The organism is Streptosporangium sp. NPDC004631, assembly GCF_053601935.1.
Window position 1 is genome coordinate 1 of sequence record NZ_JBSGCR010000047.1, and the last position, 18,064, is coordinate 18,064.

Consider the following 18,064-nt stretch of genomic DNA (forward strand, 5'->3'; position numbering starts at 1 on the left):
CGCCCGATCCGTGTCAAACCGTCACATCCGCAACAGCACACCCAAACCCGGCAAACCCACTAGAATTCCCACCACCCCGTCTCCGGAGCAACCCTCCAAACTTACCTTGCCACTCAGGGCATGTCAAACCATCTGGTTTTTCGATGATCTGAACGCAACCCGAACGCGAGGCTCACTGAAGGGGGTCGCCCCCTGGGCCCGTCCACCACTCAGGTGTCCGGCTCACTCCCGGGGCATTGAGAACATTAGATGGCCCCCAGAACCCCGTCAAATCAGCAGCATCGGAAGAAATCGCAGGTCACCCCCACCTCAGCGGAAAACCGGCTTTCTTCGCTACCCAAACGTTACCGATCTAAACAGCGAACGCCCCGGCCGGAGCCGGGGCGTTCACCTCACGAATCACCAGAGCCGCACACGATCACACAGGTGACATGAGTGTGCACGGAGGCTCAAGGGGCGACGAGCTCGACCCCTCCAACGGAGCGCTTGCCCCGGCGGAGCACCAGGAAGCGTCCGTGCAGCAGGTCCTCGGCCGACGGCACGTAGCCCTCATCGGTGATCTTCACATTGTTGAGGTAGGCGCCGCCCTCCTTGACCGCCCGGCGGGCTGCGGACTTCGACTCCACCAGCCCGCTCTGGGCGAGCAGGTCGACGAACGAGGCTCCCAGCACCGAGATCTCGGCGCGCGGCACCTCGGCGAGCGCCTCTCCCAGCGTCCGCGCGGGCAGGCCCTCCAGCGAGCCCTGACCGAACAGGGCCGCCGAGGCCGCGACCACCGCGGCGCACTCGTCGGCACCGTGCAGCAACGTGGTGAACTCCGTCGCGAGCGCGCGCTGGGCCTCGCGTGCGGCGGGCCGTTCGACCGCCGCCTTCTCCAGCCGCTCGATCTCCTCGCGGGACCTGAAGCTGTAGATCTTCAGGAACTTCACCACATCTCGGTCGTCGGCGTTCAGCCAGAACTGGTAGAACGCGTACGGCGAGGTCATCTCCGGGTTGAGCCACACCGCGCCGCCGGCGGTCTTTCCGAACTTGGTCCCGTCGGCCTTGGTGATCAGCGGTACGGTCAGCGCGTGCACGTGGCCGCCGGTGACCCTGCGGACCAGGTCGGTGCCCGCGGTGATGTTGCCCCACTGGTCGCTGCCGCCGATCTGCAGCGCGCACCCGTACCGCCTGTTCAGCTCCAGGTAGTCGTTGGCCTGCAGGATCTGGTAGCTGAACTCGGTGTAGCTGAGCCCCTCGCCGCCGAGCCGGGCGGAGACCGACTCACGGGCGAGCATGCGGTTGACCGGGAAGTGCTTGCCGACGTCACGCAGGAAGTCGATCGCGGACATGTTCTCGGTCCAGTCGAGGTTGCTGACCAGGATCCCCCCGCTCTCCTCGGAGAAGTCGAGGAACCTCTCCAACTGGACGCGGATGCGCGCGACCCATTCGGCGACGGTGTCGGAGGAGTTGAGCGAGCGCTCGGTGCTCCGGCCGCTGGGGTCGCCGATCAGGCCTGTCGCACCACCGACCAGGCCGATGATCCGGTGACCCGCCCGCTGCATGCGGGTAAGGGTCAGCAGCGGGACCAGGTTGCCGACGTGCAGTGAGGGCGCGGTCGGGTCGAAGCCGCAATAGACCGTGATCGGACCCTCGGCCATCGCCGCGCGCAGGGCGTCGATGTCGGTGGACTGCGCGATCAAGCCGCGCCAGGCGAGGTCATCCAGAATGTCGGTCACGATCTTTGCTTTCCAATGCTCGAAGGATCACATACGGCTTCGTCTACAGCCTGCCCGATCACGGCACCACTCCGCCACCCGGAAACCTCACCGCACCGGGACGACCAGCGTGAACTCCCCGGACGGCGCGTCCAGGCCGGAACCGGGCGCGTCCAGGCGGACGGGGTGAGACCTACCGGCGGCGCGGAACGTGAGGCCGGTAGGGGGAGACCGTACGGTCCCCGTCTATCCAGAACCGCCAGGGCGTCTCCCGCGCCCTGGAGATCCCGACGCGCGGCCCCGACCTGATCGACACGGGCCCGGCGGGTTCGCCCTCCAACACGGCGATCGGGCCGGGCGGGCAGGCGTCGAGACCGTTGTGCTCCCTGGCGAAGCCGAGCGCCACGGCCAGCCGGGCGGGACCGCGCGCGAGGTCGCGACCGGTGACGGTACGGCTCGCACCGGCCGTGCGGCGGGCCATGGCGACCTCGTGCCCGGAGATCACCTCACCGGCCCGCAGCAGCACCCCCGAGCCGACCCCCTCGGGCAGGCAGACGAGGTTGGCGCAGAAGTGCATGCCGTAGGTGAAGTAGACGTACAGGTGCCCCGGCGGCCCGAACATCACCGCGTTGCGCGGGGTCCGGCCTCGGAAGGTGTGGGACGCGGGATCCTGTCCGGGCACGCCGTACGCCTCGACCTCGGTGAGGCGGATCGAGACCGGCCCGTGGGTGATCACCCGTCCCAGCAGGTCGGGGGCGACCTCGTGCCCCGGCCGGTCGAAGAAGTCTCGGGTCAGTGGCATGGACCCGGCGGGCGGGTGCCCACCGGGTCCGTCACCGGCTGTCAGCTCCCGTTCGCCCATCCGGCCTGACCGTCGACGGTCTCCCTCAGCTCGACGAGCTGGTCGCGGACCCGGTCCGGGGCCGTGCCGCCGTGTGCCCTGCGGGCCGCCAGAGCCCCCGGCACCGAGAGCACCTCCCGGGAGTCGGGGGTGAAGTGCGGCGAGACCTTGGCCAGCTCGTCGTCGGTGAGCTGGTCGAAGTCCTTGTCGTTGACCTGGCACCAGACCACCAGGTGGCCGACCGCCTCGTGCGCCTCGCGGAACGGCACCCCCTTGCGGACCAGCAGTTCGGCCAGATCGGTGGCGAGCGCGAACCCGTCGGGGGCCGAGGCCGCCAGCTTGGCGGTGTTGACGCGCATGGTGGCGACCAGGCCGGCCACGGCGGGCAGAACCAGCAGCAGGGTGTCGACGGAGTCGAACACCGGCTCCTTGTCCTCCTGGAGGTCGCGGTTGTAGGTCAGCGGCAGGCCCTTGAGGGTGGTCAGCAGCGCCATGAGGTTGCCGATGAGGCGGCCGCTCTTGCCCCGGGCGAGCTCGGCCACGTCCGGGTTCTTCTTCTGCGGCATGATCGACGAGCCGGTGGAGTAGGCGTCGTCCATCTCGATCCAGCGGAACTCCTGCGAGGCCCACAGGACGATCTCCTCGCCCAGCCGCGACAGGTGCATGCCGATCATCGCCGCGTCGAACAGGAACTCGGCGGCGAAATCACGGTCGGCGACCGCGTCCATCGAGTTGGGCGCGGCGGAGTCGAAGCCCAGTTCCCTGGCCACGGCCTGCGGATCCAGCGGCAGGGACGATCCGGCCAGCGCTCCGGAGCCGAGCGGGGAGACCGCCGCGCGCCGGTCCCAGTCGCGCAGCCGCTCGATGTCGCGGGCGAAGGCGTGGACGTGGGCCAGGAGCTGATGGCCGAAGGAGACCGGCTGGGCGTGCTGCAGGTGGGTCATGCCGGGGGCCGCCGTCTCGGCGTGCTGCTCGGCCTGGCTCATCAGCGCGGTCTCCAGCTCGACCAGCCGGGACACGATATGCCTGACGTGGTCGCGGAGGTAGAGCCGCAGATCGGTGGCGACCTGGTCGTTGCGGCTGCGCCCCGCGCGGAGCTTGCCGCCGAGCGTGCCGAGGCGTTCCAGCAGACCGCGCTCCAGCGCCGTGTGGACGTCCTCGTCGGCCACGGTCGGCCGGAACTCACCCGCCTTGCAGGCCCGCTCAAGGTCGTCCAGGGCGCCGATCATACGTCCCAGCTCGTCCTCGGTGAGCAGGCCGGCGCGGTGCAGCACCCGAGCGTGCGCGCGCGACGCCAGCAGGTCGTACGGCACGAGCCTCCAGTCGAAGTGGACGCTCACCGAGAGCCTGGTCAGCGCGTCGGCCGGACCTCCTTCGAACCGGCCGCCCCACAGCCTCATCGGCTTACCACCATCAGTCACCGTTGTTCTCCTCCCCATTCAATCCGCGACCTTAGCCCAATCAGGCCGGTCGGGCGTCCCGGGCCGCGGCGATCTTGGAGGGCAGGCTCCACAGCTCGACGAAGCCCTTGGCCAGGGACTGGTCGAAGGTGTCGCCGGTGTCGTAGGTGGCGAGGTTGAAGTCGTAGAGCGACGCCTCGGAGCGTCGGCCGGTGACCGTGGCCCGCCCCCCGTGCAGGGTCATCCGGATCTCGCCGGTGACGTGCTGCTGCGCCTCGGCGATGAAGACGTCCAGGGCCTTCTTGAGCGGGGAGAACCACAGGCCGTCGTAGACGAGCTCGCCCCAGCGCTGGTCCACCGACCGCTTGAACCGGGCGAGGTCCCGCTCCACCGTGACGTTCTCCAGCTCCATGTGCGCGGTGATCAGCGTGATGGCGCCCGGCGCCTCGTAGATCTCGCGGGACTTGATGCCGACGAGCCGGTCCTCGACCATGTCGAGCCTGCCGACGCCCTGGGCGCCGGCGCGGCGGTTGAGCTCGGAGACGATCTGGAACGGGGTGAGGTGCCGGCCGTCAAGCGCGACGGGGACGCCCTTGACGAAGCTGATGATGACCTCGTCGGCCTCGCGCGGCTCGGCCGGGTCGGCGGTGTAGGAGTAGACGTCCTCGACGGGACCGTTCCAGATGTCCTCCAGGAAGCCGGTCTCGACCGCCCTGCCCCAGATGTTCTGGTCGATGGAGTACGGGTTCTTCTTGCTGGTCTCGATGGGGAGGTTCTTCTCTTCGGCGTAGGCGATCGCCTTGTCCCGGGTCCAGGCGTAGTCGCGGGCCGGGGCGATGACCTTGAGCTCGGGGAAGAGCGCGGCCAGGCCGGCCTCGAACCGGACCTGGTCGTTGCCCTTGCCGGTGCAGCCGTGCGAGACGTGGGTACCGCCGAACTGCTTGGCCGCCGCGGCCAGGTGCTTGACGATCAGCGGGCGGGACAGCGCGGAGACCAGCGGGTAGCGGTCCATGTAGAGGGCGTTGGCCTGCAGGGCGGGCACGCAGAAGTCCGCGGCGAACTCCTCGCGGGCGTCCACGACGACGGACTCGACGGCGCCGCAGTCGATGGCCCGCTTGCGGATGACCTCCATGTCCTCGCCGCCCTGGCCGACGTCGACGGCCACGGCGACGACCTCGGCGCCGGTCTTCTCGGCGAGGAACGGGATGGCAACGGAGGTGTCGAGTCCGCCTGAGAAGGCGAGTACGACCCGGTCAGTCATGATCAATATCTCCAGAGTCTCTGTGTCACAGGTGTTCGGGTGGAGCTGAGCGGCCCGCGCGAGCGGGCTAGATACGTCGGTCGGCGTGCCGGAGCAGGGCCTCGGCGACCGCCTCCCCGCCCATCGGGTCACGGCTGATGACGAGGATCGTGTCGTCCCCGGCCACCGTGCCGAGAATGGACTTCCACTCGGCGTGGTCGATGGCGGAGGCGAGGAACTGTGCGGCGCCGGGTGGCGTGCGCACGATCACCAGGTTGGCGGACGCGTCGGCGGAGACGAGCAGTTCCTCGGCGATCCGGCTCAGCCGGGCGGCCGGCGACTCTCCGCCGCCGAGCCGGGCCAGCGGGATCCGGCTGCCTCCCTCACCCGGCAGGGCGTAGACCAGGGAGCCGTCCTCGGCGCGCAGTTTCAGCGCGCCGAGTTCGTCCAGGTCGCGGGAGAGGGTGGCCTGGGTGACCTCGACCCCGCTCTCCAGCAGGAGTTTGGCGAGATCGGGCTGGGAGCGGACCGGCTGCCGGGCGAGGAGCTCGGCGATCCGGGCCTGGCGGGCGACTTTGGTCATCGGGATCGTCATGGGGCCTCCTCCGCGGACTCTCCGTACTCCCCCGACTCTTCCATCTTCCCGGCTCCCCCGGACACCGTGACGGACGATCCCCGTCGTCCCCCGGCGCCTTCGTCCGCCCCGGCCGCCGAGACCAGCCAGTGCAGCAGTGCCTTCTGGGCGTGCAGCCGGTTCTCCGCCTGGTCCCACACCAGGCTCCGCGGACCGTCGAGGACGTCGGCGGAGATCTCCAGGTCCCGGTAGGCGGGCAGACAGTGCAGGACGATCGCGTCCGATGCCGCCCGGCTCATCACCTCGGCGTTGACCTGGAAGGGCATCAGGTCGGCGATCCGCTGCTCCTTGCCGTCCTGGCCCATCGAGACCCACGTGTCGGTGGCGATCACCTCGGCTCCGGTGGCCGCCACCTCGGCGTCGGGCAGCACGGCGACCGACCCGCCGGTTCTCGCGGTGATCTCACCGGCCCGGCGCAGGACCTCGGGGTCCGGCTGGTAGCCGGCCGGGGCGGCGATCCGCACGTGCATACCGGCGACGGCTCCGCCGAGCAGGTAGGAGTGCGCCATGTTGTTGGCGCCGTCCCCGAAGTAGGCCAGGGTGAGCCCGGCGGTGCCGCCGAAGCGCTCCCGCACGGTCTGCAGGTCGGCGAGGATCTGGCAGGGGTGGAAGTCGTCGGTGAGCGCGTTGACCACCGGTACCGACGACACCGAGGCCATGGCCTCGATCCTCTCCTGCCCCGCCGTCCGCCACACGATCGCGCCGACCTGGCGCTCCAGGACCCGGGTGGTGTCCTCGATGGACTCGCCCCGGCCCAGTTGCGAGGATCCGGCGTCGACGATCAGCGGCAGGCCGCCGAGTTCGCCGATGCCCACCGCGAAGGAGACCCTGGTGCGGGTGGAGGGCTTGTCGAAGAGCACGGCGACGGTCCGCGGCCCCTCGAAGGGACGGTAGCCGTGCCGATCCTTCTTCATGGCCTCGGCCAGGTCGAGCACCTCGGCCTGCTCCACGGGCGACAGGTCGTCGTCCCGCAGGAAGTGCCTGATCCGCGACGAGTCCGCGCTGCGCCTAGTCATGGGAGGCCGCCTCAAGGATGGAGGGGAGGGCTGCCACGAAGGCGTCGACCTGCTCAGCGGTGATCACGAGCGGGGGCGCGAGCCGTACCGCGTCGGGCTGGACGGCGTTGACCAGGAAACCGGCCTGCCGCGCGGCGGTCTGGACCCGCTCGGAGCGGTCGGAGGTGAGGACGACGGCCAGCCAGAGGCCTCGGCCGCGGACGCCCGCGAGCAGGGGGTGGCCGATCGCGGCGATGCCGCCGGCCAGCCGGGCGCCAACCGTCCTGACGTGTTCCAGCAGGCCCTGGCGTTCGATCGTGTCGAGTACGGCGAGCGCGGCGGCGGCCGAGACGGGGTTGCCGCCGAAGGTGGAGCCGTGGTCGCCCTTGGCCAGGACCGTGCCCGCCGGGCCGAAGCCGACGCAGGCGCCGATCGGCATGCCGCCACCGAGGCCCTTGGCCAGGGTCAGCACGTCGGGCAGGACACCGTCGTGCCGATGGGCGAACCAGTGCCCGGTACGGCCGATGGCGGACTGGATCTCGTCGGCGACCAGCAGTGCGCCGGCCGCGTCACAGATCTCCCTGGCGGCCCTGAGGTAGCCGTCGGGCGGCGAGACGACCCCGGCCTCACCCTGGGTGGGTTCGAGGAAGACCGCGGCGCACTCCTGGGTGACGGCGTTCTTCAGCGCGTCGGCGTCGCCGTAGGGGACAAAGCGGACGTCCACCGGGAACGGGCCGAACTGATCGCGGATCGACGGCTTGCCGGTCAGCGAGAGCGCGCCCAGGGTCCGGCCGTGGAAGGCGTTCTCCGCGGCCACGAAGTAGGTGCGACCGTTCGTCCTGCCGTACTTGATGGCGAGTTTGAGCGCCGCCTCGTTGGCCTCGGTGCCGGAGTTGGTGAGGAACACCCTGGCCGGGGCGCCGAGCAGGCCGATCAGTCGTTCGGCGAGCAGCACCTCCGGCTCGTGCAGGAACAGGTTGCTGGTGTGCGCGAGCGTGGCGACCTGCCGGGAGACGGCCTCCACCAGCGCGGGGTGGGCGTGGCCGAGCGAGCTGACCGCGATGCCGCCGATCAGATCGAGGTACTCGCCGCCGTCGGCGTCCCAGACCGTCGAGCCCTCACCGCGCACCAGCGCCACCGGGGGCAGGCCGTAGGTCGGCATGAAGACGGCCTCGAAGCGCTCGCCGAGCGCGGCGGAGACGCTGGACTCGTGTTTGGTCACTTGTCGCTCCCGTTCAGCTGGGCGGCGGCCGGCCGCCTTACCGGGACCGGCCCGGCCGGTGTCCCGGTGGCGTCGGGCACCACCATGGTGCCGACGCCCTCGTCGGTGAAGATCTCCAGCAGTATCGAGTGGGGCACCCTGCCGTCCAGGACGTGCGCCTGGGGTACCCCTCCCCGCACCGCGGTCAGACACGCCTCCATCTTGGGCACCATCCCGCTGGACAGGCCGGGCAGGAGCTCGTGGAGCTCGGTGGCCGACAGCTGCCCGATGACCTCGTCGCCCTCCTCCCCCGCGTCGGGGCGCCAGTCGCGGTAGAGGCCCTCGACGTCAGTGAGGACGATCAGCTTGGCCGCCTGGAGCGCCACGGCGAGCGCGGCGGCGGCGGTGTCGGCGTTGACGTTGTAGACGGCGCCGTCGTCGCCGCGCGCGATCGAGGAGACCACCGGGATGCGCCCGTCGTCCAGCAGGGCCCGCACGGCCCCGGCCTGGACGTCGACGATGTCGCCGACCTGGCCGATGTCCACGGTGACGCCGTCCACGACGGCGTGTTTGCGGACCGCGGTGAACAGGTGCGCGTCCTCTCCGGACATGCCGACGGCGAACGGCCCGTGCCGGTTGATCAGGCCGACCACGTCCCGGTTGACCTGGCCGACCAGCACCATCCTGACGACCTGCATGGTCTCGGGGGTGGTGACCCTGAGACCGGCGGTGAAGGTGGACTCGATGCCGAGCCTGTCGAGCTGGGCGTTGATCTGCGGGCCGCCGCCGTGGACGATCACCGGTCTGAGTCCGGCGTACCGCAGGAAGACGACGTCCGCGGCGAACTTCTCCCGGAGGTGCTCCTCGGTCATCGCGTTGCCGCCGTATTTGACGACGACGGTCGCGCCGTGGAAGCGGGCGAGCCAGGGCAGCGCCTCGATCAGCGTGTGTGTCTTGGCCAGGGCCTCGTGGGTCCTCATGAGGAGTACGCCGAGTTCTCGTGGACGTAGGCCGCGGTGAGGTCGGTGGTGTGGATCGTGGCCGAGTGCGGGCCCGCGGACAGGTCGACGGTGATCGTCACGTCGCGGGGGCGCAGGTCCACCTTGGAGCGGTCGTCGCCGGCGGCTCCGCCCCGGCAGATCCAGACGCCGTTGATGGCCACGTTGAGCCGCTCGGCCTCGAAGACGGCGTCGGTGGTGCCGACCGCCGAAAGCACCCGGCCCCAGTTGGGATCCTCGCCGTGGATGGCGCACTTGAGCAGGTTCGAACGGGAGACCGCGCGGGCGACGGTCAGGGCGTCCGCCTCCGCGGCCGCGCCGACGACCTCGACCGCGATCGCCTTGGTGGCGCCCTCGGCATCCACCAGCATCTGGCGGGCGAGGTCGGCGCAGACCGCGCGGATCACCTGCCCGAACTCTCCGAGGTCGGGGACGACGCCGGACGCGCCGCCGGCCAGCAGCAGCACGGTGTCGTTGGTGGACATGCAGCCGTCGGCGTCGAGCCGGTCGAAGGTCAGCCTGGTCGCCTCGCGGAGCACCGTGTCGAGGTGCCCGGCGGGCACGTCGGCGTCGGTGGTGATCACGCAGAGCATGGTGGCCAGGCCGGGGGCGAGCATGCCCGCGCCCTTGGCCATGCCGCCGACCATGTAGCCGCTCTCGCCCCGCCTGAAGGAGATCTTGGAGACGGTGTCGGTGGTACGGATGGCGTCCGCCGCCGCCAGGCCGCCGTCCCTGCTGAGCTGGGAGGCCGCGAGGTCCACCCCGCCGAGCAGGGCGGCCATCGGCAGTCGCTCGCCGATCAGGCCGGTGGAGCAGACCGCGATCTCGCCCGCCGACTCCTGGAGCGCGCCGGCGACCTTCTCCGCGGTGGCGTGGGTGTCCTGGAAGCCGAGCGGGCCGGTGCAGGCGTTGGCCCCGCCGGAGTTGAGCACGACGGCCCGGACCCGTCCGCCGGCCAGCACCTGCTGGGACCAGAGGACCGGCGCGGCCTTGACCCGGTTGCCCGTGAAGACACCTGCCGCGGCACATGACGGGCCGTCGTTGACGACCAGCGCCAGATCGCGGGCGTCACCGGACTTGATGCCGGCGGCGATGCCCGCTGCCCGGAAGCCGAGGGGGGCGGTCACACTCATGGGGCGACTCCGTTGAGAGGAAGGCCGAGCTCTTCTGGCAGGCCGAGGGCGAGGTTGGCGCTCTGGATCGCGCCTCCGGCGGTGCCCTTGGTGAGGTTGTCGACGGCGACGACGGCGACGACGCGACCGGCGCGCTCGTCCAGGGCGACCTGAAGGGCCGCGGTGTTGGCGCCGAGGGTCATCGAGGTGGCGGGCCACCGGCCCTCGGGCAGCAGCCGCAGGAACGGCTCGTCCTTGGTCGCGGCCTCGTACGCCTCACGCAGGGTCCGGGCGGTGACGCCGGGTCTGACCGGCGCACTGCAGGTGGCGAGGATGCCGCGGCTCATCGGGGCCAGCATGGGGGTGAAGGAGACCTTCACCGGCCGGCCCGCCAGTGGGGAGAGGCTCTGTTCCATCTCGGGGATGTGCCGGTGGACGCCACCGACGCCGTAGGCGCCGACCGAGCCCATCACCTCGCTGCCGAGCAGGTTCGGGCTGAGCGCCCTGCCCGCGCCGCTGGTGCCGCTGGCCGCCACCACGACCAGGTCGGGCTCGGCGAGATCGGCGGCGAAGGCCGGGAACATGGCCAGGGTGACGGCCGTCGGGTAGCAGCCGGGGACGGCGATTCTCCGGGTGGCGCGGAGCCGGTCGCGCTGGCCGGGCAGTTCGGGCAGGCCGTACGGCCACGCCCCCGCGTGGGCGCCGCCGTAGAAGTGGTCCCAGGCAGCGGGGTCGGTGAGCCGGAAGTCGGCGCCGCAGTCGACGACCAGCGTGCCCTCGCCGAGCCGCCCGGCCACGGCGGCGGACTGGCCGTGCGGGAGGGCGAGGAAGACGAGGTCGTGTCCGCCGAGGACGTCGGCGGTGGTGTCCAGCAGGATCCGGTCGGCGAGCGGGGCCAGGTGGGGCTGGTGGGCGCCGAGGCGGCTGCCGGCGTTCGACCCCGCGGTCAGCGCGCCGATCTCGATCCGGGGGTGGGACAGCAGCAGGCGCAGGAGCTCGCCTCCGGCGTAGCCGCTGGCACCGGCGATAGCCGCTCTCATCCATCCCCCTAGGGTTTGCATATTCATACACTTCTACTCATGAACTTACTGTAGAGAGTATGCATCCTCAGGGATTGTCATGCAAGCGATCACCCCGGCGATTCCCGAAGTTCGCCACCACCAAATCATATAAAACGGCGCAAAACATGACATTCTTCCACGCATGGCCATGCGCCCGACATCTGCGGCGATTCCCACACAACGCACCCCCGCCCGGAGATCCCGGACCGCCGGCACCCGGCGTGCGGTGACCGCCGGAAAAATCAGTTGATCAGCCCGGAGCCGCCGTCAAGACTGTCTGTCCGTGCCTGAAACCGCCGATCGATCACTCGGAGCGCTGTTCCTCCGGCTGAGAATGGACCTGGGCCCCCTCCGCGACTCCCGTGACTTCCGGCTGCTCTTCGGCTCCGGCGCGATCACGATGTTCGGCACCTTCCTCACGCTGGTCGCGCTCCCGCTGCAGATGAAGGGGCTCACCGGCTCCTATATGGCGGTCGGCCTGGTCAGCGTGGCCGAGTTCGTGCCGATGGTGGTGTGCGGGCTCTGGGGAGGGGCGATCGCGGACGCGCTGGACCGGCGCAGGATCATCCTCTACACCGAGGCCGGGCTCTGCGTCACGGTGCTGATCCTGATGGTCAACGCGATGCTGCCCAGCCCCCAGGTCTGGGTGCTGTACGTGGTGGGCGCGCTCAGCGCGGGGTTCGGCAGCCTGCAACGGCCCAGTCTGGAGTCGCTGATACCCCGCGTGGTCAGGCACGACCAGCTCGGCGCGGTCGCGGCGCTGAACAGCTTCCGCTGGAACCTCGGCGCCATCGTCGCCCCCGGCCTCAGCGGCCTGATCGCCGTCGCGTTCGGCTTCGCCGCCGCGTACGCGCTCAACGTGGCCACCTTCCTGATCTCCCTGGTCCTGCTCTGGCCGGTCAAGGCCCCGCGGCGCGCCGAGGACGCCTCCCCGGCCTCGATCGGCGCGCTGGTCGAGGGCGTCCGCTACGCCGTGGGCCGCCCGGACCTGATGGGCACCTACCTGGTGGACATCGCCGCGATGGTGTTCGCCTTCTCCACCGCGCTCTATCCGTTCCTCGCCGGCGAGCTCGGCACCCCCCAGGCGGTCGGCCTGTTCTTCTCCGCCTCCGCCGTCGGCTCGCTGATCGCCTCCGTCACCTCCGGCTGGACCGGCCACGTCCACCGGCAGGGCATCGGCGTCATCGTCGCGGCGATCGTCTGGGGCGCCGCGGTGGCGGTGGCGGCCCTGATGCCGACCGCCTGGGGCGTCTTCGCCTGCCTGGCGGTGGCCGGAGCGGCCGACATGGTCAGCGGGGTCTTCCGGTCCACCATCTGGAACCAGACCATCCCCGACGAGCTGAGGGGGCGCCTGGCGGGAATCGAGCTGCTCTCCTACAGCAGCGGGCCGATGCTCGGCAACGCCAGGGCCGGTCTGATGGCCCAGTTCGGCGGGGCCCGCTTCTCCCTGGGCGTGGGCGGCCTCCTCTGCGTCGGCGCGGTCGCGGCGATGGCGGCGTCGCTGCCCGCGTTCCGCGGTTACGACGCCCGTACCGACGAGCACGCGCTCAGGGAACGCGCCCGCCGCGCGGCCGCCACCGAGGTCTGAAACCGGCCTGCGCCGTACCGTCCCGGCGGAGTTCCGGGTGCGCCGGGAGATGAGCGTCGTGCTGGGCAGGCGGCAGCGGCCCGAGCCGGACATCAGCGTCATCCGCGCCTCGGCCGAGCACAGCCCGGAGCAGACCTCCTACCGGGCCGAGGACGTCCTGCTCGCGGTGGAGGTCGTCTCCCCCGACTCCGAGGACCGCGACCGCGAGCGTAAGCCGGCGCTGTACGCCCAGGCGGGCATCCCCCACTTCTGGCTGGTCGAGAACCAGGCGGGCAGGCCCGCGATCTACGTCTACGAGCTCGACCCGGTCGCCCACGTCTACGTTCTCACCGGCATGCACCACGACCTGATCAAGGTGCCGGCGCCGTTCGACATCGACATCGACCTGACGGAGATCGACAAGCTCTGAGCCGACCGGAAGCCCTGAGCCGACCGGCTCCGGGCTCAGCCCGGCCCGTACCGGCCGTGGGCGAGGCCCCGGCGTCCCCACGGACGCCGGGGCCTCGCCGCGATGCGGATCAGACCCCGCGCAGCCGGGCCCCGGTCCGCATCGCGGCGAGCGCCACCGCGGCGTCGCGGGCCGCGGTGGTCTCCTCGACGGTCAGCGTCCGGTCCGGCGCCCGGAACCGCAGCGAGTACGCCAGGGACTTCCTGCCCTCACCGATCTGGGCCCCCGCGTAGACGTCGAAGAGCCGGATCGACTCCAGCAGGCCACCGGCCCCCTCGCGCAGCGCCGACTCCACCGCGGCCACCGGGGTCGCGACGTCGACGACCAGCGCGACATCCTGGGTGGCTATCGGATAGGCCGAGACGGAGGGCGCCTGCGCCGGGCCGGGCAGCAACCGCTCCAGCCTGGTCAGCTCCAGCTCCATCGCGCTGGTCCGCGGTGGCAGGCCGTACGCCTCGGCGACGCGCGGGTGCAGCTCACCGGCGTGACCGACGAGCACGTCCCCTGCGTACAGAGCGGCGCAGCGGCCCGGATGCCAGGGTCCGTGCCGGTCGGCGCGGACGTCGAGGACGACCCCCGCGGCGCCAGCCACCACGCGGGCCGCCTCGACGGCGTCCGCCCAGCCGCCCGCGCGTCCGCCACCCCACCAGCCGGACCGCTCGAACTCACCCGTCAGCACGGCACCGACCCGCAACGGCTGGGCGGGCAGCGCCGACTCGATCGAGGCGAGCTCCCGCCCGTCCGGCCTGCGGTCCACACCGAGCACCGGCGCGGCCGTGGGCGCGCCCGGGGACGGCCGGTAGACCAGCCCCGTCTCGAACAGCGCCACGTCGCCGAAGCCCCGGCCCACGTTGCGGACCAGCGTCTTGAGCAGGCCGGGCAGCAGCGTGGTCCGCATCAGCGGCTCGTCCTCGCTGAGCGGGTTGGCCAGCCGTACGGCCCGGCGGCGGTCGTCGTCGGCCGGCAGCTGCAGGTGGTCGAAGTCCTGCTCCCCGACGAACGGGTAGGCGAGGACCTCGACGTAGCCGGAGGCGGCCAGCGCCCGGCCGACCCGGCGGCGCAGCCGCTGGCCCTCGGTGAGTCCCGCGCCCGCCGGGGCGGCCGGCAGGATCGAGGGCAGGTTCTGGTAGCCCTCAAGCCGGATGACCTCCTCGGCGAGGTCGTTCGGGTCGGTCAGGTCGGGGCGCCACGAGGGCGGGGCGACCGTCAGCATGTCATCGCCGACGACCGCGAGCTTGGCGGCGATCCCGTCCGCGGGGGCGGTCTCACCGGCCTCGACCGCGCAGCCGACCTGCTCCAGGCGCCGGATCACGGTCTCGCGGTCGTAGGAGGTCCCGGCGACCCTGCCGGGGTAGCCGCTCGGGATGGAGACGCGGACCGGCTCGACCTCGGTCTCGGCGTGGGTCACGCCCGGCTGGATCGTGCCGCCGCCGAGCTCGGCCAGGAGCCGGGCGGCGCGCCAGGAGGCGTACAGCGGGAGCTCCCGGTCCACGCCCCGCTCGAAGCGCTTGGACGCCTCGCTGACCAGGTTGTGGCGCCGGGACATCCGGGCGACGCCGCTGGCCGAGAAGTGCGCGGCCTCGATCACGATGTCGGCGGAGGTGTCGGAGATCTCGGTGTGCAGGCCACCCATGGTCCCCGCCATCGAGATCACTCCCGACCGGTCGGTGATGAGGATGTCCTCGGGGTCGAGCCTGCGCACGACGTGGTCGAGGGTCTCCAGTGTCTCCCCCGGCTCGGCCCGGCGCACGACGATCCCGCCGTCCAGCCTGGCCGCGTCGAAGGCGTGCAGGGGCTGGCCCAGCTCCAGCATCACGTAGTTGGTGACGTCCACGGCCAGCGAGACCGGGCGCATGCCGGCGCGCGACAGCCGCATCCGCATCCAGAGCGGGCTCGGCGCCGCCGGGTCGAAGCCGTGGACCTCGCGCAGGACGAAGCGGTCGCACGCGGTCGGGTCGGCGATCGAGGCCGGGTAGGACGGGACGGACTCGGCGGGCGGGGAGACGTCGGCCGGGTCGAGGAACGCCGAGCCGAAGGCGGTGGCGGCCTCCCTGGCGACGCCGCGGACGGACAGCGCGTAGCCGATGTCCGGCGTGATCTCCATCTCGATCACGTCGTCGCGCAGGCCGAGCAGCTCGACCACGTCGGAGCCGACGGGGGTGCTCTTCGCCAGCACCATGATGCCGTCGTGCTCGTCGCTCAGGCCCAGCTCGCGCTCCGAGCAGATCATGCCCTCGGACATCCGCCCGTAGGTCTTGCGCGCGCCGACCTCGAAGCCGCCGGGCAGCACGCCACCGGGCAGCACGACCGGCACCCGGTCGCCGACGGCGAAGTTGGTCGCGCCGCACACGATCTCACGCGGCGCCGCCTCCCCCACCTCGACCCGGCAGTGCCTGATGGGCTTCTTGAAGCCCTGCAGCTCCTCGATGGCGAGCACCTCGCCGACGACCACGTTCTTGACGTCATGACCGTAGGAGGTGACGGCCTCCAGCTTGAGGCCCGCGGCGGTGAGCCTGTCGGCGATCTCGTGGGCGGTGACGGCGGGGAGATCGACGTACTCCCGCAGCCATGAAAGCGGGACCCTCATCAGACCTCCATCCCGAACGGGAGCGTGAAACGCACGTCCCCCTCGACCATGTCACGCATGTCCTCGACGTTGTGGCGGAACATCAGCGTGCGCTCGATGCCCATGCCGAAGGCGAAGCCGCTGTGGCGGCCGGGGTCGACGCCGCAGGCGATCAGCACGCGCGGGTTGACCATGCCGCAGCCTCCCCACTCGATCCACCCCTCCGACCTGCAGGTCCGGCAGGGCGGGTTGCCCGGGACCGCGGAGGCTCCGCGGCACACGAAGCACCTCAGGTCCATCTCGGCCGACGGCTCGGTGAACGGGAAGTAGTTGGGCCGGAACCTGGTGTCGATGCCCTCGCCGAACATCACCTCGGCGAACCGGTCCAGGGTGCCCTTCAGGTGGGCCATGGTCAGCCCCTCGTCGATCGCCAGCCCCTCGACCTGGTGGAAGACCGGGGTGTGGGTCGCGTCGAGCTCGTCGGTGCGGAACACCTTGCCCGGCGAGATCACGTAGACCGGGAGCTCCCGGCTCAGCAGGGCCCGGATCTGCACCGGGGAGGTCTGGGTGCGCAGCACCTTGCCCGAGTCGACGGACTCCACGAAGAAGGTGTCGTGCTCGGAACGGGCCGGGTGGTCGGGCGAGATGTTCAGCGCGTCGAAGTTGAACCACTCCCCCTCCAGCTCGGGCCCCTCGGCCACCTCGTAGCCCATCCCGACGAAGACGTCGGCGATGCGCTCCTGCAGCGTGGTCAGCGGGTGCCTGGCGCCGCGCGGGGCGCGGTCCCAGGGCAGCGTGACGTCGACGGTCTCCTCGACGAGGACCCGCTCGTCGCGTTCCGCCTCCAGCTGTGCCTGGCGCTCGGCGAGGGCGTCGGCGACCGCCCTGCGGGCACCGCCGACGCGCTTGCCTGCCTCGGCGCGCGCCGCCGGGGGAAGCACGCCGATCTCACGGTTGGCCAGGGCGATCGGCGAGCGGTCACCGGCGTGCGCGAGCCGTACCTGCTTGAGTTCGTCGAGGTCGCGCGCCGCCTTGATGGCGTCGAGCGCGTCGGCCCGCATGCGCGCCATCTCGTCGGCGTGCAGCGGGGTCACCTCAACCGGGTCGTAGTTAGACAAGAGAGAGCTCCGAATCCAGGGCTTGAGCGGCCATGAGTCTAGTCGGGGAGGCCCACCGGGCATGCATCCGCGCTCAGGCGAAGTCAGGGGTGCCGGTGGGCACCATAAATCGGAACTCGGCCCCGCCATCGGGCCCCCGCTGCACGGAGATGGTGCCGCCGTGGGCCTCGATGAGGCCCTTGACGATGAACAGGCCGAGGCCGGTGCCCCCGCGGCGACGGGCGTTGCCCCGCCAGAACTGCCGGAACACGCGCGTGGCCAGCTCGGGCGGGATGCCCTCTCCCTGGTCACGGACGGACACGGTCACTCCCCACTGGTTCGGCTCAACGGCTATTGTCACCGTACCTCGCCCGTGACGCACCGCGTTCTCCAGCAGGTTGGCCAGCACCTGGTCGATCTTGTCCTGGTCGAGCCAGGTCTCGGGCAGCTCGTCTCTCACCTGGAGCCGGAAGCGGCCCTCCGGCTCCCCGGCGGCGACCCGCCCGGCGATGATCTTGCGGGTCCTGGCCGGGATGTCGACCACCTGGCGGTGGATCTCCAGCCTCCCGGACTCGATGCGGGACACGTCGAGCAGCTCGGTGATCAGCCGGGTCACCCGGTCGGCGTCGGCGTTGACCGTCTCCAGCATGACGAGCTTCTGGTCGTCGGTGAACCGGGCCCACTTGGCCAGCAGGGTCGCGGTGAACCCCTTGACACTGGTCAGCGGGGAGCGGAGCTCGTGGGCGACGGTGGAGACCAGGTCGGCGCGGCTGCGCTCCAGCCGGGCGCGGGCGCCCGCGTCGCGCAGCGTGATCACCACGCGGTGGACCTCACCGCCCCGCTCGGGCCGGCGCACCAGCCGTGCGGCCACGAGCATCTCCTGGCCGTCGGGGGTGCGCAGCGGCAGCTCGGGCTGGCGGGTGCGGGTGGAGAGCCCGCCGTAGGTGTCAAGCCACTTCCACCAGTCGCGCCCGTCGTGGTCGCGGAAGGAGAACGCGTCTCGCAGGTGCCGCCCGGCGGCCTGGTCGCGGGTTACCCCGGTGAGGCGGGTCGCGGCCCGGTTCACCGTCAGCACGTGGCCGTCCCTGTCGGTCACCACGAGGCCGTCGGGGAGATCGTCCACATCGATCACACCGTCGGAGCCGGTGCTTCGCCCGTCGGTGTGTTCGCCGTGCACGACCCCGCC

General features: G+C 71.3%; 15 protein-coding genes. 2 read left to right on the forward strand and 13 right to left on the reverse strand.

Features of this window, described 5'->3' with window-relative positions:
• Positions 1-449: 449 nt before the first annotated feature.
• The 10 genes from tyrS to argC form a co-directional block, all read right to left on the reverse strand.
• Positions 450-1,718, reverse strand: a complete 1,269-nt coding sequence (tyrS, locus tag ACWEF2_RS29755) for a tyrosine--tRNA ligase (RefSeq protein ID WP_453819637.1) — start codon at positions 1,716-1,718, stop codon at positions 450-452.
• Between the two features lie 172 nt (positions 1,719-1,890).
• Positions 1,891-2,499 carry a DNA-3-methyladenine glycosylase gene (locus ACWEF2_RS29760; protein WP_453819638.1) on the reverse strand — a complete coding sequence of 203 codons (609 nt, stop codon included), beginning with the start codon at positions 2,497-2,499 and terminating at the stop codon, positions 1,891-1,893.
• 41 nt (positions 2,500-2,540) lie between these two features.
• Positions 2,541-3,959 (reverse strand): argininosuccinate lyase, encoded by a 1,419-nt coding sequence (argH, locus tag ACWEF2_RS29765; protein WP_453819639.1) that lies wholly within the window; start codon positions 3,957-3,959, stop codon positions 2,541-2,543.
• Positions 3,960-3,999: 40 nt separating this feature from the next.
• Positions 4,000-5,199 carry an argininosuccinate synthase gene (locus ACWEF2_RS29770; RefSeq protein WP_355599826.1) on the reverse strand — a complete coding sequence of 400 codons (1,200 nt, stop codon included), beginning with the start codon at positions 5,197-5,199 and terminating at the stop codon, positions 4,000-4,002.
• 67 nt (positions 5,200-5,266) lie between these two features.
• Positions 5,267-5,773, reverse strand: a complete 507-nt coding sequence (locus ACWEF2_RS29775) for an arginine repressor (RefSeq protein WP_453819640.1) — start codon at positions 5,771-5,773, stop codon at positions 5,267-5,269.
• Positions 5,770-6,828, reverse strand: coding sequence for an ornithine carbamoyltransferase (gene argF, locus ACWEF2_RS29780; RefSeq protein ID WP_453819641.1), 1,059 nt, complete (start codon positions 6,826-6,828; stop codon positions 5,770-5,772). The genes ACWEF2_RS29775 and argF overlap by 4 nt, the downstream gene beginning before the upstream one ends.
• Positions 6,821-7,969, reverse strand: coding sequence for an acetylornithine transaminase (locus ACWEF2_RS29785; protein WP_453819657.1), 1,149 nt, complete (start codon positions 7,967-7,969; stop codon positions 6,821-6,823). Before ACWEF2_RS29785 ends, argF begins: the two co-directional genes overlap by 8 nt.
• A 56-nt stretch (positions 7,970-8,025) precedes the next feature.
• Positions 8,026-8,988, reverse strand: a complete 963-nt coding sequence (argB, locus tag ACWEF2_RS29790) for an acetylglutamate kinase (protein WP_453819642.1) — start codon at positions 8,986-8,988, stop codon at positions 8,026-8,028.
• On the reverse strand, positions 8,985-10,139 hold the full coding sequence (gene argJ, locus ACWEF2_RS29795; RefSeq protein ID WP_453819643.1) for a bifunctional glutamate N-acetyltransferase/amino-acid acetyltransferase ArgJ: 1,155 nt from the start codon (positions 10,137-10,139) through the stop codon (positions 8,985-8,987). The genes argB and argJ overlap by 4 nt, the downstream gene beginning before the upstream one ends.
• The gene (gene argC, locus ACWEF2_RS29800; protein ID WP_453819644.1) at positions 10,136-11,158 is read right to left on the reverse strand and encodes an N-acetyl-gamma-glutamyl-phosphate reductase; all 1,023 of its coding nucleotides are present in this window, start codon (positions 11,156-11,158) and stop codon (positions 10,136-10,138) included. Before argC ends, argJ begins: the two co-directional genes overlap by 4 nt.
• A gap of 304 nt (positions 11,159-11,462) precedes the next feature.
• Between argC and ACWEF2_RS29805 the strand changes: the two genes are divergently transcribed.
• Together ACWEF2_RS29805 and ACWEF2_RS29810 are read left to right on the forward strand one after the other, a co-directional pair.
• Complete coding sequence (locus ACWEF2_RS29805) at positions 11,463-12,767, forward strand: MFS transporter (RefSeq protein WP_453819645.1); 1,305 nt, start codon at positions 11,463-11,465, stop codon at positions 12,765-12,767.
• A gap of 37 nt (positions 12,768-12,804) precedes the next feature.
• The gene (locus tag ACWEF2_RS29810) at positions 12,805-13,176 is read left to right on the forward strand and encodes a Uma2 family endonuclease (protein ID WP_453819646.1); all 372 of its coding nucleotides are present in this window, start codon (positions 12,805-12,807) and stop codon (positions 13,174-13,176) included.
• 109 nt (positions 13,177-13,285) lie between these two features.
• Here the strand turns inward: ACWEF2_RS29810 and pheT are convergent, their stop codons facing one another.
• The 3 genes from pheT to ACWEF2_RS29825 form a co-directional block, all read right to left on the reverse strand.
• Complete coding sequence (gene pheT / locus ACWEF2_RS29815) at positions 13,286-15,802, reverse strand: phenylalanine--tRNA ligase subunit beta (RefSeq protein ID WP_453819647.1); 2,517 nt, start codon at positions 15,800-15,802, stop codon at positions 13,286-13,288.
• A complete protein-coding gene (pheS, locus tag ACWEF2_RS29820) occupies positions 15,802-16,851 on the reverse strand; it encodes a phenylalanine--tRNA ligase subunit alpha (protein WP_453819658.1) in 1,050 nt (349 codons plus the stop codon). Before pheS ends, pheT begins: the two co-directional genes overlap by 1 nt.
• 121 nt (positions 16,852-16,972) lie before the next feature.
• Positions 16,973-18,055 carry an ATP-binding protein gene (locus ACWEF2_RS29825; protein ID WP_453819648.1) on the reverse strand — a complete coding sequence of 361 codons (1,083 nt, stop codon included), beginning with the start codon at positions 18,053-18,055 and terminating at the stop codon, positions 16,973-16,975.
• Between the last annotated feature and the right edge of the window lie 9 nt (positions 18,056-18,064).